This is a genomic window from Pseudomonas sp. AE27, from assembly GCF_037113495.1.
In the GTDB taxonomy this organism is placed as follows: Bacteria; Pseudomonadota; Gammaproteobacteria; order Pseudomonadales; family Pseudomonadaceae; genus Aquipseudomonas; species Aquipseudomonas palmensis.
Map to the genome: position 1 here is coordinate 3,399,736 of NZ_CP146966.1, position 24,694 is coordinate 3,424,429.

22 protein-coding genes are annotated in these 24,694 nt (G+C 63.7%); 1 reads left to right on the forward strand and 21 read right to left on the reverse strand.

What is annotated here, in order from left to right:
- Positions 1-168: 168 nt before the first annotated feature.
- The 6 genes from V9K84_RS15720 to V9K84_RS15745 all read right to left on the reverse strand — a co-directional run bounded on the left by V9K84_RS15720 (position 169) and on the right by V9K84_RS15745 (position 5,157).
- Complete coding sequence (locus tag V9K84_RS15720) at positions 169-846, reverse strand: protein-L-isoaspartate(D-aspartate) O-methyltransferase (protein WP_162484879.1); 678 nt, start codon at positions 844-846, stop codon at positions 169-171.
- Positions 846-1,595: a 5'/3'-nucleotidase SurE gene (gene surE, locus V9K84_RS15725; protein ID WP_043863278.1), complete on the reverse strand. Its 750-nt coding sequence runs from the start codon at positions 1,593-1,595 to the stop codon at positions 846-848. The genes V9K84_RS15720 and surE overlap by 1 nt, the downstream gene beginning before the upstream one ends.
- Positions 1,583-2,641 carry a tRNA pseudouridine(13) synthase TruD gene (gene truD, locus V9K84_RS15730; protein WP_088514536.1) on the reverse strand — a complete coding sequence of 353 codons (1,059 nt, stop codon included), beginning with the start codon at positions 2,639-2,641 and terminating at the stop codon, positions 1,583-1,585. The genes surE and truD overlap by 13 nt, the downstream gene beginning before the upstream one ends.
- Positions 2,638-3,111, reverse strand: coding sequence for a 2-C-methyl-D-erythritol 2,4-cyclodiphosphate synthase (gene ispF / locus V9K84_RS15735; protein ID WP_043863276.1), 474 nt, complete (start codon positions 3,109-3,111; stop codon positions 2,638-2,640). Before ispF ends, truD begins: the two co-directional genes overlap by 4 nt.
- A gap of 76 nt (positions 3,112-3,187) precedes the next feature.
- Positions 3,188-4,036: an S-formylglutathione hydrolase gene (gene fghA / locus V9K84_RS15740; RefSeq protein ID WP_043863275.1), complete on the reverse strand. Its 849-nt coding sequence runs from the start codon at positions 4,034-4,036 to the stop codon at positions 3,188-3,190.
- An 8-nt stretch (positions 4,037-4,044) separates the two neighbouring features.
- The gene (locus tag V9K84_RS15745; RefSeq protein WP_043863274.1) at positions 4,045-5,157 is read right to left on the reverse strand and encodes an S-(hydroxymethyl)glutathione dehydrogenase/class III alcohol dehydrogenase; all 1,113 of its coding nucleotides are present in this window, start codon (positions 5,155-5,157) and stop codon (positions 4,045-4,047) included.
- 106 nt (positions 5,158-5,263) lie between these two features.
- Between V9K84_RS15745 and V9K84_RS15750 the strand changes: the two genes are divergently transcribed.
- Positions 5,264-6,160: a LysR substrate-binding domain-containing protein gene (locus tag V9K84_RS15750; RefSeq protein WP_043863273.1), complete on the forward strand. Its 897-nt coding sequence runs from the start codon at positions 5,264-5,266 to the stop codon at positions 6,158-6,160.
- Positions 6,161-6,254: 94 nt separating this feature from the next.
- Here the strand turns inward: V9K84_RS15750 and ispD are convergent, their stop codons facing one another.
- The 15 genes from ispD to bamA form a co-directional block, all read right to left on the reverse strand.
- On the reverse strand, positions 6,255-6,965 hold the full coding sequence (gene ispD / locus V9K84_RS15755; protein ID WP_054914996.1) for a 2-C-methyl-D-erythritol 4-phosphate cytidylyltransferase: 711 nt from the start codon (positions 6,963-6,965) through the stop codon (positions 6,255-6,257).
- Positions 6,962-7,240 (reverse strand): cell division protein FtsB, encoded by a 279-nt coding sequence (gene ftsB / locus V9K84_RS15760; protein ID WP_043863271.1) that lies wholly within the window; start codon positions 7,238-7,240, stop codon positions 6,962-6,964. The genes ispD and ftsB overlap by 4 nt, the downstream gene beginning before the upstream one ends.
- Before the next feature lie 160 nt (positions 7,241-7,400).
- Positions 7,401-8,690 (reverse strand): phosphopyruvate hydratase, encoded by a 1,290-nt coding sequence (gene eno, locus V9K84_RS15765; protein WP_043863270.1) that lies wholly within the window; start codon positions 8,688-8,690, stop codon positions 7,401-7,403.
- 155 nt (positions 8,691-8,845) lie between these two features.
- Positions 8,846-9,691 carry a 3-deoxy-8-phosphooctulonate synthase gene (kdsA, locus tag V9K84_RS15770; RefSeq protein ID WP_043863269.1) on the reverse strand — a complete coding sequence of 282 codons (846 nt, stop codon included), beginning with the start codon at positions 9,689-9,691 and terminating at the stop codon, positions 8,846-8,848.
- Positions 9,692-9,694: 3 nt separating this feature from the next.
- On the reverse strand, positions 9,695-11,323 hold the full coding sequence (locus V9K84_RS15775) for a CTP synthase (protein WP_043863268.1): 1,629 nt from the start codon (positions 11,321-11,323) through the stop codon (positions 9,695-9,697).
- A gap of 271 nt (positions 11,324-11,594) precedes the next feature.
- Positions 11,595-12,878, reverse strand: coding sequence for a tRNA lysidine(34) synthetase TilS (tilS, locus tag V9K84_RS15780; protein ID WP_088514537.1), 1,284 nt, complete (start codon positions 12,876-12,878; stop codon positions 11,595-11,597).
- 63 nt (positions 12,879-12,941) lie between these two features.
- Positions 12,942-13,889, reverse strand: a complete 948-nt coding sequence (locus tag V9K84_RS15785; protein WP_043863266.1) for an acetyl-CoA carboxylase carboxyltransferase subunit alpha — start codon at positions 13,887-13,889, stop codon at positions 12,942-12,944.
- A gap of 106 nt (positions 13,890-13,995) precedes the next feature.
- Positions 13,996-17,517 (reverse strand): DNA polymerase III subunit alpha, encoded by a 3,522-nt coding sequence (gene dnaE, locus V9K84_RS15790; protein WP_058541490.1) that lies wholly within the window; start codon positions 17,515-17,517, stop codon positions 13,996-13,998.
- A gap of 103 nt (positions 17,518-17,620) precedes the next feature.
- Complete coding sequence (gene rnhB / locus V9K84_RS15795) at positions 17,621-18,250, reverse strand: ribonuclease HII (protein ID WP_088514538.1); 630 nt, start codon at positions 18,248-18,250, stop codon at positions 17,621-17,623.
- Entirely contained in the window at positions 18,251-19,378 is a 1,128-nt protein-coding gene (gene lpxB, locus V9K84_RS15800) for a lipid-A-disaccharide synthase (RefSeq protein ID WP_088514539.1), read from the reverse strand.
- A gap of 1 nt (position 19,379) precedes the next feature.
- Positions 19,380-20,156 carry an acyl-ACP--UDP-N-acetylglucosamine O-acyltransferase gene (gene lpxA, locus V9K84_RS15805; protein ID WP_088514540.1) on the reverse strand — a complete coding sequence of 259 codons (777 nt, stop codon included), beginning with the start codon at positions 20,154-20,156 and terminating at the stop codon, positions 19,380-19,382.
- Positions 20,153-20,593, reverse strand: a complete 441-nt coding sequence (fabZ, locus tag V9K84_RS15810; protein ID WP_038613986.1) for a 3-hydroxyacyl-ACP dehydratase FabZ — start codon at positions 20,591-20,593, stop codon at positions 20,153-20,155. Before fabZ ends, lpxA begins: the two co-directional genes overlap by 4 nt.
- A 112-nt stretch (positions 20,594-20,705) precedes the next feature.
- Positions 20,706-21,761: a UDP-3-O-(3-hydroxymyristoyl)glucosamine N-acyltransferase gene (lpxD, locus tag V9K84_RS15815; RefSeq protein WP_058541488.1), complete on the reverse strand. Its 1,056-nt coding sequence runs from the start codon at positions 21,759-21,761 to the stop codon at positions 20,706-20,708.
- 2 nt (positions 21,762-21,763) lie between these two features.
- Positions 21,764-22,267 carry an OmpH family outer membrane protein gene (locus V9K84_RS15820; RefSeq protein ID WP_043863260.1) on the reverse strand — a complete coding sequence of 168 codons (504 nt, stop codon included), beginning with the start codon at positions 22,265-22,267 and terminating at the stop codon, positions 21,764-21,766.
- 45 nt (positions 22,268-22,312) lie between these two features.
- Entirely contained in the window at positions 22,313-24,661 is a 2,349-nt protein-coding gene (gene bamA, locus V9K84_RS15825; RefSeq protein ID WP_043863259.1) for an outer membrane protein assembly factor BamA, read from the reverse strand.
- Between the last annotated feature and the right edge of the window lie 33 nt (positions 24,662-24,694).

The following is a 24,694-nucleotide window of genomic DNA, read 5'->3' on the forward strand; positions in this document are numbered from 1 at the left end:
CTCCCTTATGTGGTGACCGATGTAGGAATGCAATATTGTTGCAATTATAACCGAGCGCACAGGCAATGCAGATCAACTGCTTGCCAGGTTGTGCGATCGTTCAAGAAACCGCACGCCCCATAGACCCGGCAATGCACCGGGAATTCGACGCCCGCGAAAAAAATCGACTCAGCTCAATGTGCCATTGAGCAACGGCACGAAGCGTACGTCGCACAGTTTGCGCCGCGAGAAGCCCTGTTCTTCGCGCACGATCAACAGCAATTGCTGTGTCTCGCCACTGGCGCCCACCGGTATCACCATGCGCCCGCCCGGTGCCAGCTGGTCGAGCAAGGCCTGGGGCACTTCGGGTGCGCCGGCGGTGACGATGATGCCATTGTAGGGGGCCAGTGCCGGCCACCCCTCGAAACCGTCGCCCCAGCGGAATACCTGGTTGCGCAGGTTCAACTCGACCAGCCGTTCCTTGGCGCGGTCCTGCAGGGGCTTGATGCGCTCTACCGAGAACACCCGCTCCACCAGCCTGGACAGCACTGCGGTCTGGTAGCCAGACCCGGTGCCGATCTCCAGCACCTTGTCCAGCGGACCGTCCTCCAGCAGCACCTCGCTCATGTACGCGACCATGAACGGCTGCGAGATGGTCTGGTTGTTGCCGATGGGCAGGGCGGTGTCTTCATACGCACGGTGCGACAGCGCCTCGTCGACGAACATGTGCCGCGGGATGTTGCGCAAGGCCTCGAGCACCCGCTGGTCCTTGATGCCTTCCTCGATCAAACGCTGGATCAGCCGTTCACGGGTTCGCTGCGAAGTAAAACCGATACCATGGCGCATCAGATCCTCCGGCTCTCGCATCAGAGCAGCCCCTCCAGCCAACCCTCGAGACGGTCGAAGGCATCGTTGAAGGTGCGGTCAAGCTGTAGCGGGGTGATCGAGACATAGCCCTGCATCACCGCGTGAAAATCGGTACCCGGGCCGCCATCCTCGGCGTCGCCGGCCACCGCGATCCAGTAGCCTTCCTTGCCGCGCGGGTTGACCACCTTGGTCGGCGCCGCCGCACGTGCACGATGCCCCAGGCGTGTCAGCTGGATGCCACGGATATGCTCCAGCGGCAGGTTGGGAATGTTCACATTGAGTACGGTGCGCGGTGGCAGCTCAAGGCTTGCATGCGCCTCGACCAGCTTGCGCGCGAAATAGGCGGCAGTGGGGAGGTTGTCCGGCAGGCGCGAGAGCAGCGAGAAGGCAAACGAGGTGCCCCCCAGGAATCGACCTTCCAGCGCCGCGGCGACCGTGCCCGAGTACAGCACGTCATCGCCCAGGTTGGCGCCCAGGTTGATACCCGAGACGACCATGTCCGGCGGATGCTCCAGCAGCCCGTTCAGGCCCAGGTGCACGCAATCGGTCGGTGTGCCGTTGAGGCTGATGTAGCCGTTGGCCAGGGTCTGCGGATGCAGCGGGCGGTCGAGCGTCAGCGAACTGCTGGCGCCGCTCTTGTCCTGGTCCGGGGCAATCACCACGCACTCGGCATAATCCGCCAGCGCAGCATGCAGCGCGGCGAGACCGGGTGCGGTGACCCCGTCGTCGTTCGAAATCAGAATACGCATGGGCTGTCCGTCTGCCCTGCCGGCACCAGATCGACGAGTTCGCGCACCACCACGGTGGCGAAGCATCCGGCCGGAAGGACGAATTCCAGTTGCAGGATATCAGGCTCGGGATAATGCCACGTCAAGCCGCCAATGGGCAGCCGCAGAATGCGCCGCTCCTGTTTGAGGTTGGCATTGCCCAGCCATTGGCACAGGGCTGCCTCCTGTTCGGCCACGCGTTGCTCGATCGCACCGCCCGCCCCACTGGTGGCCGGCAGGCCCTCGCCCCACAGCGGCCCGGTAGGGTGCAGGTCGAGTATTGCCAGGCGCGGATCGCTGCACTCGGCCTCGCCCGCCGCGAAAAAGCTGCGGCTGTCGGTAAACGCCAGCAGGTCGCCGACCTGAGCCTGTTGCCAGCTGCCATCGGCAACCCGCTCGGCCAGCACCCGGTTGAACAGGTAGCTGCGTGCGCTGGACAGCAGCCGCGAGCGCACATTGCGCTGCTCGGGCAGGGCCTTGCGCTCGGCCCACTGGCGCGCATCGTGCACGTTGCCGCCGGCAAAGCCGAAGCGCTGGCTGCCGAAGTAGTTGGGCACGCCTTGTACACGCAATTGCTCGAGGCGCGCGTCCAGGGCCTGGTGGTCGGCGCTGAGCGCTGTGAGGCGCAGGGTGAAGCCGTTGGCCGAGTGCGCGCCACGCTGGAGTTTGCGCGAGTGGCGGGTGTGTCTGAGGATGCTCAGGGTTTCGTTTTCAGCCGCGCTCAGGTCAGGGTCGGCCTTGCCCGGCAGGTGCAGGCTGAACCATTGGCGAGTCAGCGCCTGACGGTCCTTGAGGCCGGCATAGCTCACGGTGCGCAGCGGTACGCCGGCGGCGCGGGCCAGGCGGCGGGCGGCCTCCTCGGTATTGAGGTCGCGTTTCTCGACCCACAGCCACAAGTGCTCGCCTTCACCCGACAGGGGAATGTCTAGCACTTCATCGACCTGGAAATCTTCGGCCGTGGCCTTGAGGATGGCGCTGCCCAGCGCCGGCCCGGCTGCCTGCGGGCCGAGCAGTTCGAGTTCGGTCATGCGCGCAGCAACAACGCGACGGCGTGAACGGCGATGCCTTCTTCACGGCCGGTGAAGCCGAGCTTCTCTTCGGTGGTGGCCTTGACGTTGACCTGGTCGAGCTCGACCTGCAGGTCCTGGGCGATCAAGGTACGCATGGTTTCGATGTGCGCGGCCATCCGGGGTGCCTGGGCCACGATGGTGGCGTCGACGTTGCCCACCTTCCAGCCCTTGGCATGGATGATCGACAGGATGTGGCGCAGCAGCACGCGGCTGTCGGCGCCCTTGAACTGCGGGTCGGTATCGGGGAAATGCTTGCCGATGTCACCCAGCGCGGCGGCGCCCAGCAGTGCATCGCTCAGCGCGTGCAGCAGCACATCGCCGTCGGAATGGGCCAGCAGGCCGAACTTGTGCGCAATGCGCACCCCACCCAAGGTGATGAAATCGCCTTCCGCGAAGCGGTGCACATCGTAGCCGTGGCCAATACGCATAAAAAAACGCCCTGATTGAGTCAGGGCGTGATTCTACCTGCTTTGCCGGGGGTTTGGCTTATTTGTAGGACTAGCCCTACGCCCGCCCCAATGCCGCCGCATGGTGGCGCAGGTGGTCATCGATGAAGCTGGCGATGAAGTAGTAGCTGTGGTCGTAGCCAGGCTGCAGGCGCAACGTCAGCGGGTAGCCAGCCGCCTGCGCGGCCTGGGCCAGCACTTCGGGCTTGAGCTGGGTTTGCAGGAAGTCGTCGCGATCGCCCTGATCGACCAGCAGCGGCAGCGTTTCCTGCGCCTGCGCGATCAGCACGCTGGCATCCCATTCGCGCCAGCGTGAACGCTCCTCGCCCAGGTAGCGACTGAACGCCTTCTGGCCCCAGGGGCAGTCCATCGGGTTGCCGATGGGCGAGAACGCCGACACCGACACATAGCGCCCGGGGTTGCGCAAGGCGCACACCAGCGCGCCGTGCCCACCCATGGAGTGACCGCTGATGCTGCGCGCAGCGGAGGCCGGGAAATGCGCCTCCACCAGTGCCGGCAGCTCATCCACCACATAGTCGTGCATGCGGTAGTGCTCGGCCCACGGCTGTTCGGTGGCATTGAGGTAGAACCCCGCGCCCAGGCCGAAGTCCCAGGCGCCGTCCGGGTCGTCCGGTACCTGTGGCCCGCGCGGGCTGGTGTCCGGCGCCACGATGATCAGGCCGAGCTCGGCGGCAAGCTTGTGCGCGCCGGCCTTCTGCATGAAGTTCTCGTCGGTGCAGGTCAGCCCGCTCAGCCAGTACAGCACCGGCAGCTTGCCGCCCTGCTCCGCCTGCGGCGGCAGGTACACGGCAAACACCATGTCGCACCCCAGCACGCTGGAGCGGTGCCGGTAGCGCTTGTGCCAGCCGCCGAAGCTCTTCTGGCAGGAGATGTTTTCCAGGCTCATGGCAGACCTCAGAAGTGGATGACGCTGCGGATGCTCTTGCCTTCATGCATCAGGTCGAAGGCCTTGTTGATGTCCTCCAGGCCCATGGTGTGGGTAATGAAGGTGTCCAGCGGGATCTCGCCCTGCTCGGCCATGTCCACATAGCTTGGCAGCTCGGTGCGACCACGCACGCCACCGAATGCCGAGCCGCGCCAGACGCGGCCGGTGACCAGCTGGAACGGACGCGTTGCGATCTCCTGGCCGGCACCGGCGACGCCGATGATCACCGACTCGCCCCAGCCCTTGTGGCAGCACTCCAGGGCCGCACGCATCAGTTGCACGTTGCCGATGCACTCGAACGAGAAGTCCACGCCGCCATCGGTCAGGTCCACGATCACTTCCTGGATCGGGCGATCGTAGTCCTTGGGGTTGATGCAGTCGGTGGCACCCAGCTGGCGTGCGATCTCGAACTTGGCCGGGTTGATGTCGATGGCGATGATGCGGCTGGCCTTGGCCTTGACCGCTCCGATCACGGCCGACAGGCCGATGCCGCCCAGGCCGAAGATGGCCACGGTGTCACCCGGCTTGACCTTGGCGGTATTGAGTACCGCACCGATGCCGGTGGTCACGCCGCAACCGAGCAGGCACACCTTCTCCAGCGGGGCCTCTTTCTGGATCTTGGCCACGGAAATTTCCGGCAGCACGGTGTATTCGGAGAAGGTCGAGGTGCCCATGTAGTGGAACAGCGGCTGACCCTTGTAGGCAAAACGGGTGGTGCCGTCGGGCATCAGGCCCTTGCCCTGGGTCGCGCGGATGGCCTGGCACAGGTTGGTCTTGCCCGACTTGCAGAACTTGCACTGGCGACATTCCGGGGTGTAGAGCGGGATCACGTGATCGCCCACCGCCACCGAGGTCACGCCCTCACCGATGGCCTCGACGATGGCGCCGCCTTCATGGCCCAGGATGGACGGGAAGATCCCTTCCGGGTCGGCGCCCGACAGCGTGTAGGCGTCGGTGTGGCAGACGCCGCTGGCGACCACGCGCAACAGCACTTCGCCGGCCTTGGGCATGGCCACGTCGACTTCGACGATCTCCAGTGGTTTCTTGGCTTCGAAGGCAACGGCAGCACGGGACTTGATCATCAAGGTTCTCCACAAAGGTTTCAGTTCAGGCGTGAAGTGTAATTCATCGTCTTTTGCTTAATAATCGAGCCAAACACAAAACATTATTGCCATGCAGGGATAATCGATGAGCAGCCGCTGGGAAGGGATCGACGAATTCGTCGCGGTGGCCGAATCGGGCCAGTTCACCGCGGCAGCCGAGCGCCTGGGGGTATCGTCGTCGCACGTGAGCCGTGCGGTGGCGCGCCTGGAAGATCGCCTGCAGACGCGCCTTTTGTACCGCAGCACGCGCAAGGTGACCTTGAGTGAGGCCGGGCAGACCTTTCTTCAGCACTGCCAGCGCCTGCAGGACGGCCGCGAAGAGGCCCTGCGCGCCATAGGCGACCTGACCAGCGAGCCCAAGGGGCTGCTGCGCATGACCTGTGCGGTGGCCTATGGCGAGCGCTTCATCGTGCCGCTGGTCACCCGCTTCATGGCGCAGTACCCGCAGTTGCGGGTGGACATCGAGCTGACCAACCGCACCCTCGACCTGCTGCACGAAGGCATGGACATGGCGATTCGTTTGGGCCGGTTGCAGGAGTCACGCCTGGTGGCGGCACGCCTGGCCCCACGGCGCATGTACCTGTGCGCCTCGCCAGCGTACCTGGAGCGCTATGGGCGGCCCCACAGCGTGTCGGAGCTGGCGCGGCACAACTGCCTGATCGGCAGCACGGATATCTGGGCCTTGCAGCAGGAGGGCCGGGAAATCAGTCAGCGGGTGCAGGGCAACTGGCGCTGCAACAGCGGGCAGGCGGTGCTGGATGCGGCGCTGCAGGGGATGGGCCTGTGCCAGTTGCCGGACTACTACGTGCTGGAGCATCTGGGCAGTGGCGCGCTGGTGTCGCTGCTTGAAGCGCATCAGCCGCCGAATACGGCGGTGTGGGCGTTGTACCCGCAACAGCGGCACCTGTCGCCGAAGGTGCGCAAGCTGGTGGATTATCTGAGGGAGAAGTTGGGACAGCTGCCTGAGTACCGCAGCGTGTAGAAAACGTCGCGGGCTCCCACAGGCAGTTCACCAGCCCCTGAACGTGCTGCAGTCCCTTGTGTGGGCTGGCTTGCCAGCGAATGGGCCACCGCGGTCAATTGCCGCGATTGGCCCAGCGCTGTCTCAGCCACTCCAGGTCTTCCGGCCGCGTCACCTTGATATTGTCGTTGCGCCCTTCGACCAGGCGCGGCGCCTGCCCCGACCATTCGATGGCCGACGCCTCGTCGGTGATCGCCACGTCCGCCACCAGGCTGTCTGCCAGCGCACGGTGCAATGCCCCCAGGCGGAACATCTGCGGGGTGTACGCCTGCCACACCGTGCTGCGGTCGATAGTGGCGCTTACCCGCCCGTTGGCATCGGCACGCTTGAGCGTGTCGCGCGCCGGCACCGCCAGCAGCCCGCCCACCGGATCATTCGCTAGCTCGCCCAGCAGGCGGTCAAGGTCGTCGCGCGCCAGGTTCGGCCGCGCCGCATCGTGCACCAGCACCCAGTCGTTGTCGGCCGCGCCCTGGGCATGCAGCAGCAGCAAGGCGTTGAGCACCGAATCGGCACGCTCGCGCCCACCTGCCGCACGCTGGATGCGCGTATCGCTGGCGCAGGCCAGGCCCGGCCAGTAAGGGTCGTCGGCAGCAATGCTGACCACCACGCCCTTGAGGCATGGATGGTCGAGAAAACAGTCGAGGCTATGCTCGAGAATCGTCCGCCCGCCCAGTTGCAGGTACTGCTTGGGACGGTCGGCCGCCATGCGGGCACCAACACCCGCGGCAGGAATCACTGCCCAGAAGGCAGGCAGGGACGCCGTCATTGGGCCAACTGGTAGAGGGTTTCACCCTCCTTGACCATACCCAGCTCATGACGAGCGCGTTCTTCGACGGTTTCCATACCTTTCTTCAACTCCAGCACTTCGGCATCAAGCACGCGATTACGCTCCAGCAGACGCTCGTTTTCAGCGTGCTGGTCGGCGATCTGCTGCTTGAGGTCGGCAACCTGGGCCAGGCTGCCGTTGCCCACCCACAGACGGTACTGCAGGCCACCCAGCAACAGGAGCAAGACGAGGAACAACCAATAGGGACTACGCATCAGGGTATCCACTGGAAAAAGGCCGCCCGTGCACAAGGGGCTGATGGCACGAAGCCTGACCGAAGCCAGGCTTTGTGGGGAAAGCACTTGCTGCACAGGGTTGCTGAAAGATTAGCTGCGTCTTTCAGCCTCACACTGCGGCCTTTTTACCATCTCTGGCTTAGCCGCGAAACTCGCCGCGACCACGGTACACAGCCTTGCTGCCCAGTTGCTCTTCGATACGCAGCAATTGGTTGTACTTGGAGACGCGGTCGGAGCGGCACAGCGAACCGGTCTTGATCTGGCCGGCAGCGGTACCCACGGCCAGGTCGGCAATGGTCGAATCTTCGGTTTCGCCCGAACGGTGCGAGATCACCGCGGTGTAACCGGCGGCCTTGGCCATCTGGATGGCTTCCAGGGTTTCGGTCAGGGTGCCGATCTGGTTGAACTTGATCAGGATCGAGTTGGCGATCTTCTTGTCGATGCCTTCCTTCAGGATCTTGGTGTTGGTCACGAACAGGTCGTCACCGACCAGTTGCACCTTGTCGCCGATCTTGTCGGTCAGGATCTTCCAGCCAGCCCAGTCGGACTCGTCCAGGCCGTCTTCGATCGAGATGATCGGGAAACGCTCGGTCAGGCCCTTGAGGTAGTCGGCAAAACCGGCTGCGTCGAACGACTTGCCTTCACCGGACAGGTTGTACTTGCCGTCCTCGTAGAACTCGCTGGCCGCACAGTCCAGCGCCAGGGTCACGTCGGTGCCCAGGGTGTAGCCGGCGTTGGCGATGGCTTCGGCGATGGCCGACAGCGCGTCTTCGTTGGAAGCCAGGTTAGGTGCGAAACCACCCTCGTCACCCACGGCGGTGTTCAGGCCACGGGCCTTCAGTACTGCCTTGAGGTGGTGGAAGATCTCGGTGCCCATGCGCAGCGCGTCGGAGAAGGTCTTGGCGCCGACCGGCTGCACCATGAACTCCTGGATGTCGACGTTGTTGTCGGCGTGCTCGCCGCCGTTGATGATGTTCATCATCGGGACCGGCATCGAGTACTGGCCAGGGGTGCCATTGAGGTTTGCGATGTGCGCGTACAGCGGCAGGTCCTGGTCCTGTGCAGCGGCCTTGGCAGCAGCCAGGGACACGGCGAGGATGGCGTTGGCGCCCAGGTTGCCTTTGTTTTCAGTACCGTCGAGCTTGATCATCGCCAGGTCGAGCGCTTTCTGCTCGACCGGGTCCTTGCCCAGCAGCAGGTCGCGGATCGGGCCGTTGATGTTGGCGACGGCCTTCAGTACGCCCTTGCCCATGTAACGGCTCTTGTCGCCATCACGCAGCTCCAGCGCTTCGCGCGAGCCAGTGGAAGCACCCGACGGCGCACAAGCGCTGCCGATGATGCCGTTGTCGAGCAGTACGTCCGCTTCGACGGTAGGGTTACCGCGCGAATCGAGAACTTCACGACCTTTGATGTCGACGATTTTTGCCATTGTTGTAAGCACTCCAGAATTGACGAAAACAACGCAGCTGAGAAAAAAACCGGGTCCGTCACAGGCGGTCGGCGCACGGGCAGGCCTGACGAGGACAAGCCCCTGACCCGGGGGTCAGGGGATGAACGGGCGGTACTTTACCGGAGAATCGAGGTTTACGCGGTTTCTACCGTCGGAAAACTCTTGACCAGTTCGTCCAGTTGCTTGAGCTGGGCCAGGAATGGCTCCAGTTTGTCCAGGCGCAGGGCGCACGGGCCGTCGCACTTGGCATTGTCAGGGTCCGGGTGGGCCTCGAGGAACAGGCCCGCCAGCCCCTGACTGAGGCCGGCCTTGGCCAGGTCGGTGACCTGGGCACGGCGGCCACCTGCGGAATCGGCGCGACCACCCGGCATCTGCAGGGCATGGGTCACGTCGAAGAACACCGGGTACTCGAACTGCTTCATGATGCCGAAGCCGAGCATGTCCACCACCAGGTTGTTGTAGCCGAAGCTCGAACCACGCTCGCAGAGGATCAGTTGGTCGTTGCCGGCCTCTTCGCACTTGCTCAGGATGTGCTTCATCTCCTGGGGTGCGAGGAACTGCGCCTTCTTGATGTTGATCACCGCGCCGGTTTTGGCCATCGCGACAACAAGGTCAGTCTGGCGCGACAGGAAGGCCGGCAGCTGGATGATGTCGCACACGTCGGCCACGGCCTGCGCCTGGTGCGGCTCGTGCACGTCGGTGATCACCGGCACGTTGAAGGTGCGCTTGATCTCTTCGAAGATCTTCATCCCCTCTTCCAGGCCAGGGCCGCGGTAGGAGTTGATCGACGAACGGTTGGCCTTGTCGAAGCTGGCCTTGAACACGTAGGGGATACCGAGCTTCTCGGTAACCCGCACGTACTCTTCGCAGACCTTCAGGGCCAGGTCACGGGATTCCAGCACGTTCATGCCGCCGAACAGGACGAACGGCTTGTCGTTGGCGATCTCGATGTTACCGACGCGAATGATCTTCTGGGTCATGGATCAGGCCTTGTTCTTTTGAGCCAATGCAGCTTTGACGAAGCCGCTGAACAGCGGGTGGCCGTCACGCGGGGTAGAGGTGAACTCCGGGTGGAACTGGCAGGCCACGAACCACGGATGGTCCTTGGACTCGACCACTTCGACCAGTGCGCCGTCGCCGGAACGACCCGAGACCACCAGGCCCGCCTCGATCAGTTGCGGCAGCAGGTTGTTGTTGACCTCGTAGCGGTGACGGTGACGCTCGACGATCACGTCCTTGGCGTAGCAGTCGTGCACCTTGGAGCCGCTTTGCAGCTGGCACTCCTGGGCGCCCAGACGCATGGTGCCGCCAAGGTCCGAGGCTTCGGTACGGGTCTCGACCGCGCCGGTGGCATCTTCCCACTCGGTGATCAGGCCCACCACCGGGTGACCGCTGGCGCGATCGAACTCGGTGGAGTTGGCGTCCTTCCAGCCCATCACGTTGCGGGCGAATTCGATGACCGCCACCTGCATGCCCAGGCAGATACCCAGGTAAGGCACCTTGTTCTCGCGAGCGTATTGAACGGCAGTGATCTTGCCTTCCACGCCGCGCAGGCCGAAACCGCCCGGTACCAGGATGGCGTCCACGCCTTCGAGCAGGCCGGTGCCCTGGTTCTCGATGTCTTCAGAGTCGATGTAGCGCAGGTTGACCTTGGTGCGGTTGCTGATGCCGGCATGGCTCATCGCTTCGATCAGCGACTTGTAGGCATCGAGCAGTTCCATGTACTTGCCGACCATGGCGATGGTGACTTCGTGCTCGGGGTTGAGCTTGGCATCGACCACCGCGTCCCACTCGGACAGGTCGGCGCTGCCGCACTGCAGGCCGAAACGCTCGACGACGAAGTCGTCCAGGCCCTGGGAGTGCAGGATGCCCGGGATCTTGTAGATGGTGTCGGCGTCTTCCAGCGCGATCACCGCACGTTCTTCAACGTTGGTGAACTGCGCGATCTTGCGGCGCGACGAGCTGTCGATCGGGTGATCGGAACGGCACACCAGCACGTCCGGCTGCAGGCCGATGGAGCGCAGCTCCTTGACCGAGTGCTGGGTAGGTTTGGTCTTGGTCTCGCCGGCGGTGGCGATGTACGGCACCAGGGTCAGGTGCATCAGCATCGCGCGCTTGGCGCCCACTTCGAAGCGCAGCTGGCGGATGGCCTCGAGGAACGGTTGCGACTCGATGTCACCCACGGTACCGCCGATCTCGACCATGGCCACGTCGGCATCGCCGGCGCCCTTGATGATGCGGCGCTTGATTTCGTCGGTGATGTGCGGGATCACCTGGATGGTGGCACCCAGGTAGTCACCACGGCGCTCCTTGCGCAGCACGTGCTCGTACACGCGGCCGGTGGTGAAGTTGTTGTTCTGGGTCATGGTCGTGCGGATGAACCGCTCGTAGTGGCCCAGGTCCAGGTCGGTCTCGGCGCCGTCGTGGGTGACGAACACTTCACCGTGCTGGAACGGGCTCATGGTGCCCGGGTCGACGTTGATGTACGGGTCCAGCTTGAGCATGGTGACCTTGAGCCCCCGCGCCTCCAGGATGGCCGCCAATGAAGCCGAGGCAATGCCTTTCCCCAATGAAGAAACAACACCGCCCGTGACGAATATGTAGCGCGTCATGAAAAACCCTAGAAGTCTGCGTTAAAGCGGTCAGTGCCGCCGGGGAAAGCGAAGGAAGGCCGAAGCCCCCGATCACCTGCGTCAATCACAGTGCATCTTAAAAAACTGCCGCGCCTGGTCAGACCGGGGGTTGAAAACCCGGTAAGGAGCTCGCTAAACATTTTTAGAATCGCCCAGCAAAAAACTGCTTGGTAATCGGCAACTGCCGTGATTCAGATGAAGTCACAGAAGTTGTATCAAGAAGGGAGCGTAGTCTACCGGAATGTCCCTTTCATCTCAAACCTTGCGCGCTTGTCGGTACGCACCAGTGCAGTTGCCCGTCGGCAAGCCCCAGCCCCGGCAGGTTGGCCACCGCCAGCAACTGCCCGTCGCGGTACAGCAGCGGCACGCGCTGGCGGGCAAACAAGGGTAGCTGGCGCTCGTTGAGCAACCGCTTGAGGTCGCGATGGCCTCTGCCCTCGACCGCCATCCTCTCGCCGCCCTGGCGATAGCGCACCTGCAGCGGGCCCTGCGGCAACCTGCCGCTTAGTGTCAACTGGCCATTGCCGGGCAGTGCAAGCGGCTGGCGCGGGTCGAGCCAAGGCACCGGCTGCGCCGGCGGCGTGAGCCAGTGCGCATCCAGCCAGTAGATACGCAGGCCACTGCGGTGCAGCTCGCCATCGGCCAGGCGCCATACAGGACGCCCTTCGCCGCCGGCATCGCGCACGTCTTCCCAACCCGACCAGTGGCGGGTGTCCGGCAGGCGCGTGCGCGCCGCCAGCCAGTACTGCAAGGCGTTGCGCTGGCGTGCCGGGGACAGTTGGCGCAGCACCTCCAGATCCAGCGACGGGCAGCCCAACCAGGCGAAGGCATCAGGGGTCGAGGCTTGTGCGAGGTCCTGCTGCGCCACTTCATCGAGCAGGCCCTGCGCCTCGGCCAGGTGCGTGGCGCTGCGCGCCAGGCTGCGCCCCGCCTGGGGCCAGCGTCGGGTCAGCGCCGGCAGCACCTGGTGGCGCAGGTAGTTGCGCGAGAACTGGGTGTCATCGTTGCTGGGGTCTTCTATCCAGTGCAGGCCATGCGCGGTGGCGTAGGCCAGCAGTTCATCACGCGGGGTAGCCAGCAAGGGTCGCAGCAGGCTGCCCTGCCCCAGCGCCCGCTGCGCCGGCATCCCCGACAGGCCACGCAGGCCGGCCCCGCGCAACAGCCGAAACAGCAGCGTCTCGGCCTGGTCGTCGCGGTGCTGGCCGGTCAGCAGCAGTTCGCCCGGGCGCAGGGCCCGGGCGAAGGCTGCATAGCGCGCGTCCCGGGCGCCCTGCTCCAGGCTGGCGCCAGGGGCGACGTGCACATGGATGATGTCCAGCGGTACGCCCAGGCTGTCGCACAGGCGCTGGCAGTGGGCCGGCCACGCATCGGCAGCGGCTTGCAGACCGTGGTGGACATGGAGGGCACGAAGGGGCGCAGCCGGCTGTTGGGCCAGCAGGTGCAGCAGGACGGTGGAGTCGAGGCCGCCAGAGAGGGCGACGCACCAGCCGGTAGCTTGGTGCCAGGGGGACAGGGTGTTGCGCAGGTCGATCATCGGTGGCCCTTCGCCGGCAAAGCCGGCTCCTACAGAAGCGAAAGGGCCACCGATGAGTTCAGATCAGAGCCCGTAGCTCATCAGGCGATCATAACGGCGCTTGAGCAGCGCGTCGTTGTCGAACGCCTTGAGCATGTCCAACTGCTCGATCAGCGAAGCGCGGATGTTGGCCGAGGCCGCCGCCGGGTCACGGTGTGCGCCGCCCAGTGGTTCGCCGATCACCTTGTCGACAATACCCAGGCCCTTGAGGCGCTCGGCCGTGATGCCCATCGCTTCGGCTGCGTCAGCAGCCTTCTCGGCAGTCTTCCACAGGATCGAGGCGCAGCCTTCCGGCGAAATCACCGCGTAGGTGGAGTACTGCAGCATGTTCAGCTGGTCGCAAACGCCGATGGCCAGTGCACCGCCCGAACCGCCTTCGCCGATCACGGTGGCGATGATCGGCGTTTTCAGGCGAGCCATCACGCGCAGGTTCCAGGCAATCGCTTCGCTCTGGTTGCGCTCTTCGGCGTCGATGCCAGGGTAGGCGCCCGGGGTGTCGATGAAGGTCAGGATCGGCATCTTGAAGCGTTCGGCCATTTCCATCAGGCGGCACGCCTTGCGGTAGCCTTCAGGGCGTGGCATGCCGAAGTTGCGGCGTACCTTCTCGCGCACTTCACGGCCTTTCTGATGACCGATCACCATCACCGGCTGGTCGTCCAGGCGGGCGATGCCGCCAACGATCGCGGCGTCGTCGGAGAAGTGGCGGTCGCCATGCAGCTCGTCGAACTCGGTGAAGATGTGGTCGATGTAGTCCAGGGTGTACGGACGACGCGGGTGACGCGCCAGGCGCGCGATCTGCCAGCTGGTCAGGTTGCCGAAAATGCTCTCGGTCAGCGTGCTGCTCTTGTCTTGCAGACGGGCGATTTCATCGCCGATGTTCAGCGAGTTGTCATTGCCGACCAGGCGCAGCTCTTCGATCTTGGCTTGCAGGTCAGCAATCGGCTGTTCGAAATCCAGAAAATTCGGGTTCATAGGCATCCGTCTTGGGTCGACGGCCAGGCGGCCGGCCGGTTGATCCGTTTGGCGCCCTACCTTAAGGGATCAGGCGCATTCAGGTCGAGATTAAAAATTCATCAATTCATCGATATTGCAGGAAGACGTTCTCACGCCCGAACTGGTCACGCAGGGCCTGAATCAGTCCGTCCGCGGGGTCGATGCGCCAACCTTCGCCAAACTGCAACAAGGCGCGCGCGTCGTTGCCGGTGTATTCCATGCTGATCGGGCACGCGCCACGATGGCGCTTGAACAGCTCGCCCAGCCACGCCAGGCGGTCGCCCTTGAGGGCGTCGGCATGGATCTTCAGGCGCAGGCTTTCGGCCAGGTTGGTACGTGCATCTTCCATGCTCATCACGCGCTTGACCCGCAGGCGCAGGCCACCGGAGAAGTCGTCATTGCTGACCTCCCCTTCGACCACCACCATCGCGTCGGTCTGCAGCAACGGCTGCGCGGCCATGAACGCATCGGCAAACAGCGACGCCTCGATGCGCCCGGAGCGGTCGTCGAGGGTCACGAAGCCCATCTTGTCGCCCTTCTTGTTCTTCATCACGCGCAGCGCAATGATCATGCCGGCCACGGTCTGGGTATCGCGGGCCGGCTTGAGGTCGATGATGCGCTGACGGGCGAAACGGCGGATCTCGCCTTCATACTCGTCGATCGGGTGGCCGGTCAGGTACAGGCCCAGGGTGTCCTTCTCGCCGCGCAGGCGTTCCTTGAGGGTCAGCTCGCGGGCGTTGCGGTGGTTGGCATAGACGTCGGCGTCGGCCTCCACGAACAACCCGCCGAACAGGTCCGAGTGCCCGCTGTCGTGGGTGCGTGCGGTCTGTTCGGCCGACTTGATCGCCTCTTCCATCGCCCCCAGCAGCACCGCGCGATTACGGTCGATGTTGGCCTGGTAGGCCTTGATTTCGTCGTGGAAGAACGGCCCCAGGCGGTCCAGCGCACCGCTGCGGATCAATGCATCGAGGGTGCGCTTGTTGATGCGCTTGAGGTCGACCCGCTCGCAGAAGTCGAACAGGTCCTTGAACGGCCCGCTGCTGCGCGCCTCGACGATCGCGTCGACAGGGCCCTCGCCCACGCCCTTGATCGCGCCCAGGCCATACACGATGCGGCCGTCGTCGTTGACCGTGAACTTGAAGTCGGAGGTGTTCACATCCGGTGCATCGAGGCGCAGCTTCATGCTGCGCACTTCCTCGATCAGGGTCACCACCTTGTCGGTGTTGTGCATATCCGCCGACAGTACCGCAGCCATGAACGCGGCCGGGTGATGGGTCTTGAGCCAGGCGGTCTGGTACGACACCAGGCCGTAGGCGGCTGAGTGGGACTTGTTGAAACCGTAACCGGCGAACTTTTCCACCAGGTCGAAGATGTTGCCCGCCAGGTCCGGGTCGATGTTGTTGGTGGCGCAGCCTTCGATGAAACCGCCACGCTGCTTGGCCATTTCCTCGGGCTTCTTCTTGCCCATCGCCCGGCGCAGCATGTCCGCACCGCCGAGGGTGTAGCCGGCCATCACCTGGGCGATCTGCATCACCTGTTCCTGGTACAGGATGATGCCGTAGGTCGGCGCCAGTACCGGCTTGAGGCCTTCGTACTGGTAGTCGGAGTGCGGGTAGGCCAGCTCGGCGCGGCCGTGCTTGCGGTTGATGAAGTCGTCCACCATGCCCGATTGCAGCGGGCCCGGGCGGAACAGCGCCACCAGTGCGATAAGGTCTTCCAGGCAGTCGGGCTTGAGCTTCTTGATCAGCTCCTTCATGCCGCGCGACTCGAGCTGGAATACCGCAGTGGTCTCGGCCTTCTGCAGCAGGTCGTAGGTTTTCTTGTCGTCCAGCGGGATGAAGTCGATGTTCAGGTCCGGCAGGCCGGCCTTGGCCTGCTCGCGGTTGATCGTCTCCATCGCCCACTTGATGATGGTCAGGGTACGCAGGCCGAGGAAGTCGAACTTCACCAGGCCGGCCGCCTCCACGTCATCCTTGTCGAACTGGGTTACCAGGCCGCCGCCCTCTTCGTCACAGGCAATCGGCGAGAAGTCGGTGAGTTTGGTCGGCGCGATGACCACGCCACCGGCGTGCTTGCCGGTGCCCCGGGTAACACCCTCGAGCTTGAGGGCCATGTCCCAGATTTCCTTGGCATCCTCGTCGGTCTTGAGGAAGTCGCGCAGCATTTCCTCCTGCTCGTAGGCCTTCTCCAGGGTCATGCCGACTTCGAACGGAATCATCTTCGACAGGCGGTCGGCCAGACCGTAGGACTTGCCCTGCACCCGCGCCACGTCACGCACCACCGCCTTGGCCGCCATGGTGCCGAAGGTGATGATCTGGCTCACCGCATTGCGCCCGTAGGCATCGGCCACGTACTCGATCACGCGGTCGCGACCGTCCATGCAGAAGTCGACGTCGAAGTCGGGCATCGAGACCCGTTCAGGGTTGAGGAAACGTTCGAACAGCAGGTCGTAGGCCAGCGGGTCGAGGTCGGTGATCTTCAGCACGTAGGCCACCAGCGAGCCGGCACCCGACCCCCGGCCCGGACCTACCGGCACGCCGTTGTTCTTGGCCCACTTGATGAAGTCCATAACGATCAGGAAGTAACCGGGGAAGCCCATCTGGATGATGATGTCCAGCTCGAACTTCAGCCGGTCGAGGTAGACCTGGCGCTTCTCTTCATAGTTGGGCGTGGTGTCCTTGGGCCAGAGCACCGCCAGGCGCTCTTCCAGGCCTTCATGGGACACATGGCGCAGGTATTCGTCGATGCCCATGCCGTTGGGCGTGGGGAAGTCGGGCAGGAAGTGCTTGCCCAGCTGCACCTCGATGTTGCAGCGCTTGGCGATCTCGACCGTGTTGGCCAGGGCGTCGGGCAGGTCGCTGAACAGCTCGGCCATTTCTTCCGGGCTTTTCAGGTACTGCTGGTCGCTGTAGTTGCGCGAACGCCGCGGATCGTCCAGGGCACGGCCTTCGCCGATGCACACCCGGGTTTCGTGGGCGTCGTAGTCGGTCTGCTTGATGAAGCGCACGTCGTTGGTGGCCACCAGCGGCGCGCCCAGGCGGTCGGCAAGGGCCACGGCGGCGTGCAGGTACTCTTCGTCGCCGCTGCGGTTGGTGCGCTGCACCTCGACATAGAAGCGATCGGGGAACATCGCCATCCAGTCGCGCAGCAGGGCCTCGGCTTCCTGCGGGTTGTTGCCCAGCAGTGCCATGCCGATATCGCCTTCCCTGGCCGCCGACAAGGCGATCAGGCCCTCGCTGGCCGGGGCGATCCACTCGCGTTCGATGACCACCACGCCATTGCGCTGGCCGTCCATCCAGCCACGGGAGATCAGCTCGGTGAGGTTGCGGTAGCCCTTGGCGTTCATCGCCAACAGGCAGATGCGCGACAGCGGCAGGTCGGGGTCGGCGTTGGACAGCCACAGGTCGGCCCCGCAGATCGGCTTGATCCCGCTGCCCATGGCGGTCTTGTAGAACTTGACCAGCGAGCACATGTTGCTCTGGTCGGTGACGGCCACCGCCGGCATGTTCATCCCGGCCAGGGCCTTGACCAGCGGCTTGATCCGCACCAGGCCATCGACCAGCGAGAATTCGGTGTGCAGGCGAAGATGAACGAAAGAAGCCGACATGATGATCCTATAGCAGCACAAAACAACAAGGCCCGGATTGTACCGGGCCTCGATCAAAACTACAGCCTGCGCGGGAGTGGTCAGGCTGAACGGGGGGTTGCCTCTACACCGGCAACAGGCCGTTGGCCTGCAGGCCACGGGCCTCGAATGCAGCCCTTACCGGGGCGAACGAGCGCCGGTGAATCGGCGTGGGGCCAAGCCGGGCCAGGGCTTCAAGGTGCAGCGGGGTCGGGTAGCCCTTGTGCCCGCCGATGCCGTAGCCAGGGTAGATCAGCTCGAAGGCAGCCATTTCCCGGTCACGGGTCACCTTGGCCAGGATAGAGGCCGCAGCGATGGCCGGCACCTGGCTGTCACCCTTGACCACCGGCGCTGATGGCACGTTGAGCTTGGGGCAACGGTTGCCGTCGATCAGTGCCAACCTGGGCGTGATGTGCAGGCCTTCGACCGCGCGCTGCATGGCCAGCATGGTGGCATGCAGAATGTTCAGCTGGTCGATTTCGTCGACCTCGGCGCGGGCGATGTGAAAGCTCAGGGCCTTCTCGCAGATCTCGTCGAAGAGCTTTTCGCGGCGCGCCTCGGTGAGTTTTTTCGAATCGTTCAGGCCCAGGATCGGCCGGCTCGGGTCGAGGATCACGGCAGCGGTCACCACCGCGCCACACAGCGGGCCGCGGCCGACTTCGTCAACCCCGGCGACCAGGTCTTCGACCAGGTTGAAATCCAGTCCGATTTGCATTTATCGATGTTCCAGCAAGGCCAGTACCGCGTCGGCTGCCTGGTTGGAGGCATCGCGGCGCAGGGTACGGTGAATCTGATCGAAGCTCTCGGTCTGCTGCTCGCCACCGCTCACCAGTGGTGCCAGGGTCTGCGCCAGGGCCTCGCTGGTGGCGGCCTCCTGCAGCAGTTCGGGCACCAGCAGGCGCTGGGCCAGCAGGTTGGGCAGCGATACATAAGGGCTTTTGACCAGGCGCTTGAGAATCCAGTAGGTCACCGGGGCCACGCGGTACGCCACCACCATGGGTCGCTTGAACAACAGCGCCTCCAGGGTAGCGGTGCCCGAGGCGATCAATACCGCATCGCAGGCCGCCAGGGCCTGGTGCGACTGGCCGTCGAGCAGGGTCAGTGGCAGGTCGCGGCCTTCGAGCATCTGTTCGAGCTGGGCACGGCGCACCGGGTTGGCGCAGGGCGAGACGAAGCGCACCCCCGGCACCAGCTCGCAAAGCCGCTGTGCGGTATCCAGAAACAGTGCACCCAGGCGCCCTACTTCGCCGCCACGGCTGCCTGGCATCAGCGCCACCAAGGGGCCGTCGGGCAGGCCCAGCGCTTCACGCGCTGCAGTGCGGTCGGCCTGCAGCGGGATGGTATCGGCCAGCGGGTGGCCGACGAAACGCACCGGCACGCCCTGCTCTTCATAGAACCGCGCCTCGAACGGAAACAGCGTGAGCATCAGGTCGCAGCCTTCGCGGATCTTCAGCACACGCTTCTGCCGCCAGGCCCATACCGAAGGGCTGACGTAGTGCACGGTCTTGATGCCGGCCTGGCGCAGTTTCAGTTCGATGTTGAGGGTGAAGTCGGGCGCATCGATACCGATGAACACGTCCGGCTTCTGCTCGATCAGCGTCTGGATCAGCAGCTTGCGGCGCTTGAGCAGCTCGCGCAGGCGACCCAGCACTTCGACCAGGCCCATGACGGCCAGGCGCTCCATGGGAAAGTAGGAACTCAGCCCCTCGGCTTCCATCAATGGGCCGCCGACGCCGATAAAGCGTACCTGCGGATGGCGGGCCTTGAGTGCACGCATCAGGCCGGCGCCAAGAATATCGCCGCTGGCTTCGCCTGCCACCAGCGCTACACAGAGTGGCGCCATGTCAGCGGGTGATGCCGCGGGCGGAGTTCTGGATCGACTTGACGAACAGGTCGACCTCGGGGAACTGCTGGGCGGGCTCGGCCAGTTCGGCGATGGCCTGGTCGACCGTCAGGTTCTGGCGATACACCACCTTGTAGGCGCGGCGCAGGGCATGGATAGCCTCATCGCTGAAACCGCGACGGCGCATGCCTTCGAAGTTCATGCTGCGCGCCTCGGCCGGGTTGCCGAACACGGTGACGAAGGCCGGCACATCCTTGCCGATGGCGGTACCCATGCCGGAAAAGCTGTGGGCGCCGATATGGCAGAACTGGTGCACCAGGGTAAACCCGGACAGTATCGCCCAGTCGCCCACATGCACATGCCCGGCCAGCGCGGTGTTGTTGACCAGGATGCAGTGGTTGCCGATCACGCTGTCGTGCCCGATATGGGCATAGGCCATGACCAGGTTGTGATCACCCAGGGTGGTTTCGCTACGGTCCTGCACGGTGCCACGGTGAATGGTCACGCCTTCGCGGATCACATTGTGGTCGCCGATCACCAGGCGCGTCGGTTCACCCTTGTACTTGAGGTCAGGGGTGTCTTCGCCGACAGAGGAGAACTGGTAGATGCGGTTGTGCTTGCCGATGCGGGTCGGCCCTTTGAGAATCACATGCGGACCAATCACGGTCCCTTCCCCGATCTCGACCCCGGCACCGACGATCGACCATGGGCCGACCTCGACGCCGTCGGCAATCTTTGCCGATGGATCGATGATTGCCCGAGGGTCAATCAAACTCATAGTTTGCGTTCCGCGCAGATGATCTCGGCCGAGCATACCGGCTTGCCGTCCACCGACGCCTGGCACTCGAACTTCCAGATCTGGCGCTTGCAGCTGATGAACTTGGCTTCGAGGATCAGTTGATCACCCGGCAGCACCGGCTGGCGAAAGCGCAACTTGTCGGAACCGACGAAGTAGTACAGGGTACCGTCCGCGGGTTTGACGTCCAGCATCTTGAACCCGAGGATGCCGGCTGCCTGGGCCATGGCTTCGATGATCAGCACGCCGGGCATGATCGGGTGCGCCGGGAAGTGACCGTTGAAGAAAGGCTCGTTGATGCTGACATTCTTGTAGGCACGAATGCGCTGGGCCTCTACGTCCAAGTCCACCACCCGGTCCACCAGCAGGAACGGGTAACGGTGAGGCAAATATTCGCGAATCTCGTTGATGTCCATCATTTCGGGGGGAAGCCTGTAGTAAAGATAGGGAGCGCGCACGTTCGAGCGGCGCTCCTTTAGCAAATCAAGGAGCGCAGTCTAGCGGCTGGGCGCTCTTGATCAGGAAATGGTATCAGCCTTCTGATGAAGCTTTGTCGCCCGAGGTCACGGCCTCGAGTCGCTTTTCCACTTGTTGAAGACGTTTGGCCATCTCATCCAGCTGGCGAATGCGCGCGGCACTCTTGCGCCACTCACCCAGCGGCTGCATGGCCGTACCGGACGAATAGGCACCTGGCTCGGTGATGGAACGGGTGACCATGGTCATCCCGGAGACGAACACCCCATCACACACATCAATATGCCCGACCATGCCGACACCGCCGGCGATGGTGCAATGCTTGCCGATCTTGGTGCTGCCGGAAATACCGACACACGCGGCCATTGCCGTGTGGTCGCCGACCTGTACGTTATGGGCGATCTGGATCTGGTTGTCGAGTTTCACGCCATTGCCGATACGGGTATCGGCCAGTGCACCGCGGTCGATGGCGGTGTTCACGCCGATCTCGACATCGTCGCCGATGCTCACGCCGCCGATCTGGGCAATCTTCTGCCATACGCCCTTTTCATTGGCGAAACCGAAACCTTCACCCCCCAGCACGGCGCCGGATTGGATCACCACACGCTTGCCGATATGCACATCGTGGTACAGCGTGACGCGCGGGGCCAGCCAGCCGCCTTCGCCGATCACGCTGCGCGCACCGATGAAGCAGTGCGCACCGATGGTCACGCCAGGGCCGATCTGCGCCCCGCTTTCGATCACTGCACAGGCACCGATGCTGGCGCTGGCATCGACCTGTGCGTCTGCAGCCACCACGGCGCTGGGATGAACTCCCGCCACAGCCCTGGGCTTTGGATCGAACAGGTGGGAAACACGTGCGTAGGCCAGGTAGGGATCTGCAACGATCAGCGCGTGACCGGCAAAGCCCTCGGCATCGGCAGCCTTGAGCAGGACCGCAGCGGCCTTGCTCTCAGGCAGGAATTTGCGGTACTGCGGGTTGGCCAGGAAGCTCAATTGTCCCGGGCCAGCCTCGTGCAGGGTCGCAAGGCCAGTGATGTCGAGCTCCGCCGGGCCACTGAGGGTGGCCCCGAGGAACTCGGCCAGCTGGCCGAGTTTCATGGTCGCAGTCATGTTCAACGGGACTGGTTCATGCGCTCGATGACCTGGCGGGTGATGTCGTACTGAGGCTTGACATCAATGACCGCGCCACGCTCGAGTACCAGGTCGAAAGCACCCTTCTTGATCACTTCCTCCACTGCGCCGTCGAGCTTGGGCTTGAGCTGCTTGAGCATCTCGCGGTCGGCAACGGCCTTGGCTTCGTTCAGCTCCTTGGACTGGAACTGGAAGTCACGGGCCTTCTGCTTGAATTCAAGCTCCAGACGCTCGCGCTCGCCCTGGGCCATCTTGTCGCCACCCTTGACCAGACGGTCCTGGATGCCCTTGGCGCTGCTTTCCAGGTTTTTCAGCTTGGTCAGTTGCGGGCCGAATTTCTTCTCCGCATCGACCGCGTACTTCTTGGCCGCGTCCGATTCCAGCAGCGCCATCTGATAGTTCAGGACGGCAATTTTCATCTCGGCAAATGCCGGGGTCGCGATCAGGGTCGCAGCCAGTACAGCCAGTTGAGTCAACTTACGCACGATGCACTCCTACAGAATCCGTTGTCGTTTACGCGGGGCAGACCCTTAGAAGGTCTGGCCCAGAGAGAATTGGAACACCTGGGTATCGGCATCGTCCGGCTTCTTGACCGGCATCGCCAGGCTGAAGCTCAACGGGCCCAGTGCAGTAATCCAGGTCACGCCCAGGCCGACCGAGCTGGCCAGGCCGCTGAGGCCGACCTTCTCGCAATCCGGCTTGGAGCCGCAGTTGGTGTCGAACACGTTACCCACGTCCCAGAAAACCGAGGTGCGCAGCGAACGCTGGTCCTTGACGAACGGCAGTGGGAACAGCAGTTCCACGCCGCCCTGCACCAGCACGTTGCCGCCGAACGGCAGTGGATCCTGGTCCGGGTCGCGCGCAGTGCCAGGGTTGTTGCCTTTACTCGGGGTACTGCGCGGGCCCAGGCTGCTGTCCTTGAAGCCACGCACGGAGTTGAAGCCACCGGCGTAGTAGTTCTCGTAGAACGGCAGGCCCGAGGTGCCGCCGAAGCCGTCGCCGTAGCCCAGCTCGGTGTGCAGACGCAGGGTGTAGTCGTTGTTGATCGGCTTGAACAGCTGGCCACGGTAGTCAAGCTTGAAGAACGACAGGTCGCTGCCCGGGGTGGTCGCCTCGAGCACCAGGCTCTGGGAGTGACCACGGGTAGCCAGCACGCCCTTGTTCAGGGTGGACTCCGACCAGCCGGCCGATGCCTTGAAGTTCAGGTAGTTGTCGCCTTCCTTTTTGACGAAGTCGAAGATCTCGTCAACGGTGTAGCGACCGGTCTTGATCTTGTCCTGCTGGGCGGTGAGGCCGAAGGTCAGACGCGAAGTCTCGCTGATCGGGTAGCCGACGCTGACGCCCGCACCCAGGCTGTCCACCGCATAGCTGGCCACGTCGACGTCGAGGTCGTCGTAGTCGGTGGTGCGGTAGAAGGCGTTGTAGCCAAGGCTCACGCCATCGGCAGTCCAGTAGGGGTCCACGAAGCCGAAGTTGTAGCGGCTCTGGTATTCGGAACGGGTCAGGCCGATGGAGACCTTGTTACCGGTACCCAGGAAGTTGTTCTGGCTGATCGAACCACCCAGGATCAGGCCGGCGCTCTGCGCGAAACCGACGCTGGCGGTGATCGAACCCGATGCCTGCTCTTCGACGCTGTAGTTCACGTCGACCTGGTCGTCGGTGCCCGGCACGGCCGGGGTCTCGACGTTGGCTTCCTTGAAGAAGCCCAGGCGCTCGAGGCGGGTCTTGGACTGGTCGATCAGGTAGGTCGATGCCCAGCCACCTTCCATCTGGCGCATCTCGCGGCGCAGCACTTCGTCCTCGGACTTGGTGTTGCCACGGAAGTTGATGCGGTTGACGTAGGCACGCTTGCCCGGGTCGACGACGAAGGTGATGTCGACGGTGTGGTCGTCATCGTGAGGCTGCGGCACGCCGTTGACGTTGGCGAAGGTATAGCCTTCGTTGCCCAGGCGGCGGGTGATCAGCTCGGAGGTGGTGGTCATCACCTTGCGCGAGAACACCTGGCCAGGCTGCACCAGCATCAGTGCCTTGACCTGGTCTTCCGGCACCTTCAGGTCGCCGGACAGCTTGACGTCACGAACGGTGTACTTCTCGCCCTCGTTGACGTTCACGGTGATGTAGACGTGCTTCTTGTCCGGGGTGATCGACACCTGGGTGGAGGCGATGTCCATGTTGATGTAGCCGCGGTCCAGGTAGTAGGAGCGCAGGCGCTCGAGGTCACCGGACAGTTTTTCGCGGGCATACTTGTCGTCGTTCTTGAAGAACGACAGCCAGTTGGTGGTCTTGAGTTCGAACAGGCTGGCCAGCTCGTCGTCGCTGAACTTGGTGTTGCCCACCACGTTGATGTGCTGGATGGCAGCGACGGTGCCTTCGTTGATCTTGATTTTCAGACCTACGCGGTTGCGCGGTTGCGGCACCACCTCGGCGTCGACCTCGGCCGAGTAGCGCCCTTGGGCCACGTACTGGCGCTGCAGCTCGTTGCGCACACCTTCGAGGGTGGCACGCTGGAAGATTTCACCTTCGGCCAGGCCCGACTGCTTCAGACCCTTCATCAGGTCTTCGGTGCTGATGGCCTTGTTGCCTTCGATCTCGATGCTCGAGACGGAAGGACGCTCGACCACGGTTATGATCAGGACGTTGCCGTCGCGACCCAGTTGGATGTCCTGGAAGAAGCCGGTCTTGAACAGCGCACGGGTGGAATCCACCAGGCGCCGATCATCGGCCTCGTCCCCAACGTTCAATGGCAAGGCGCCGAACACGCTGCCCGCGGAAACCCGCTGCAGACCATTGACACGAATATCGGAGATGGTGAAGGACTCGGCGTGAACTTCAGCGATCATCAGTACGGCGAGAACCGCAGTTAGCAGCAGACGTTTCATGAAGTCCTTTCTTATTCCAACTGGCAATAAACG

Excerpts from the sequence above, each read along its gene's own strand:
- fghA (WP_043863275.1), bottom strand. The coding sequence starts at position 4,036 with ATGAGCCTGGAAAACATCTCCTGCCAGAAGAGCTTCGGCGGCTGGCAC.
- lpxD (WP_058541488.1), bottom strand. The coding sequence starts at position 21,761 with ATGACTGCGACCATGAAACTCGGCCAGCTGGCCGAGTTCCTCGGGGCC.
- V9K84_RS15745 (WP_043863274.1), bottom strand. The coding sequence starts at position 5,157 with ATGATCAAGTCCCGTGCTGCCGTTGCCTTCGAAGCCAAGAAACCACTG.
- tilS (WP_088514537.1), bottom strand. The coding sequence starts at position 12,878 with ATGATCGACCTGCGCAACACCCTGTCCCCCTGGCACCAAGCTACCGGC.
- ftsB (WP_043863271.1), bottom strand. The coding sequence starts at position 7,240 with ATGCGTAGTCCCTATTGGTTGTTCCTCGTCTTGCTCCTGTTGCTGGGT.
- ispD (WP_054914996.1), bottom strand. The coding sequence starts at position 6,965 with ATGACGGCGTCCCTGCCTGCCTTCTGGGCAGTGATTCCTGCCGCGGGT.
- V9K84_RS15720 (WP_162484879.1), bottom strand. The coding sequence starts at position 846 with ATGCGAGAGCCGGAGGATCTGATGCGCCATGGTATCGGTTTTACTTCG.
- dnaE (WP_058541490.1), bottom strand. The coding sequence starts at position 17,517 with ATGTCGGCTTCTTTCGTTCATCTTCGCCTGCACACCGAATTCTCGCTG.
- eno (WP_043863270.1), bottom strand. The coding sequence starts at position 8,690 with ATGGCAAAAATCGTCGACATCAAAGGTCGTGAAGTTCTCGATTCGCGC.
- ispF (WP_043863276.1), bottom strand. The coding sequence starts at position 3,111 with ATGCGTATTGGCCACGGCTACGATGTGCACCGCTTCGCGGAAGGCGAT.
- V9K84_RS15775 (WP_043863268.1), bottom strand. The coding sequence starts at position 11,323 with ATGACGCGCTACATATTCGTCACGGGCGGTGTTGTTTCTTCATTGGGG.
- bamA (WP_043863259.1), bottom strand. The coding sequence starts at position 24,661 with ATGAAACGTCTGCTGCTAACTGCGGTTCTCGCCGTACTGATGATCGCT.
- lpxA (WP_088514540.1), bottom strand. The coding sequence starts at position 20,156 with ATGAGTTTGATTGACCCTCGGGCAATCATCGATCCATCGGCAAAGATT.
- truD (WP_088514536.1), bottom strand. The coding sequence starts at position 2,641 with ATGACCGAACTCGAACTGCTCGGCCCGCAGGCAGCCGGGCCGGCGCTG.
- fabZ (WP_038613986.1), bottom strand. The coding sequence starts at position 20,593 with ATGATGGACATCAACGAGATTCGCGAATATTTGCCTCACCGTTACCCG.
- V9K84_RS15785 (WP_043863266.1), bottom strand. The coding sequence starts at position 13,889 with ATGAACCCGAATTTTCTGGATTTCGAACAGCCGATTGCTGACCTGCAA.
- V9K84_RS15750 (WP_043863273.1), top strand. The coding sequence starts at position 5,264 with ATGAGCAGCCGCTGGGAAGGGATCGACGAATTCGTCGCGGTGGCCGAA.
- lpxB (WP_088514539.1), bottom strand. The coding sequence starts at position 19,378 with ATGGCGCCACTCTGTGTAGCGCTGGTGGCAGGCGAAGCCAGCGGCGAT.
- kdsA (WP_043863269.1), bottom strand. The coding sequence starts at position 9,691 with ATGACCCAGAAGATCATTCGCGTCGGTAACATCGAGATCGCCAACGAC.
- rnhB (WP_088514538.1), bottom strand. The coding sequence starts at position 18,250 with ATGCAAATCGGACTGGATTTCAACCTGGTCGAAGACCTGGTCGCCGGG.
- surE (WP_043863278.1), bottom strand. The coding sequence starts at position 1,595 with ATGCGTATTCTGATTTCGAACGACGACGGGGTCACCGCACCCGGTCTC.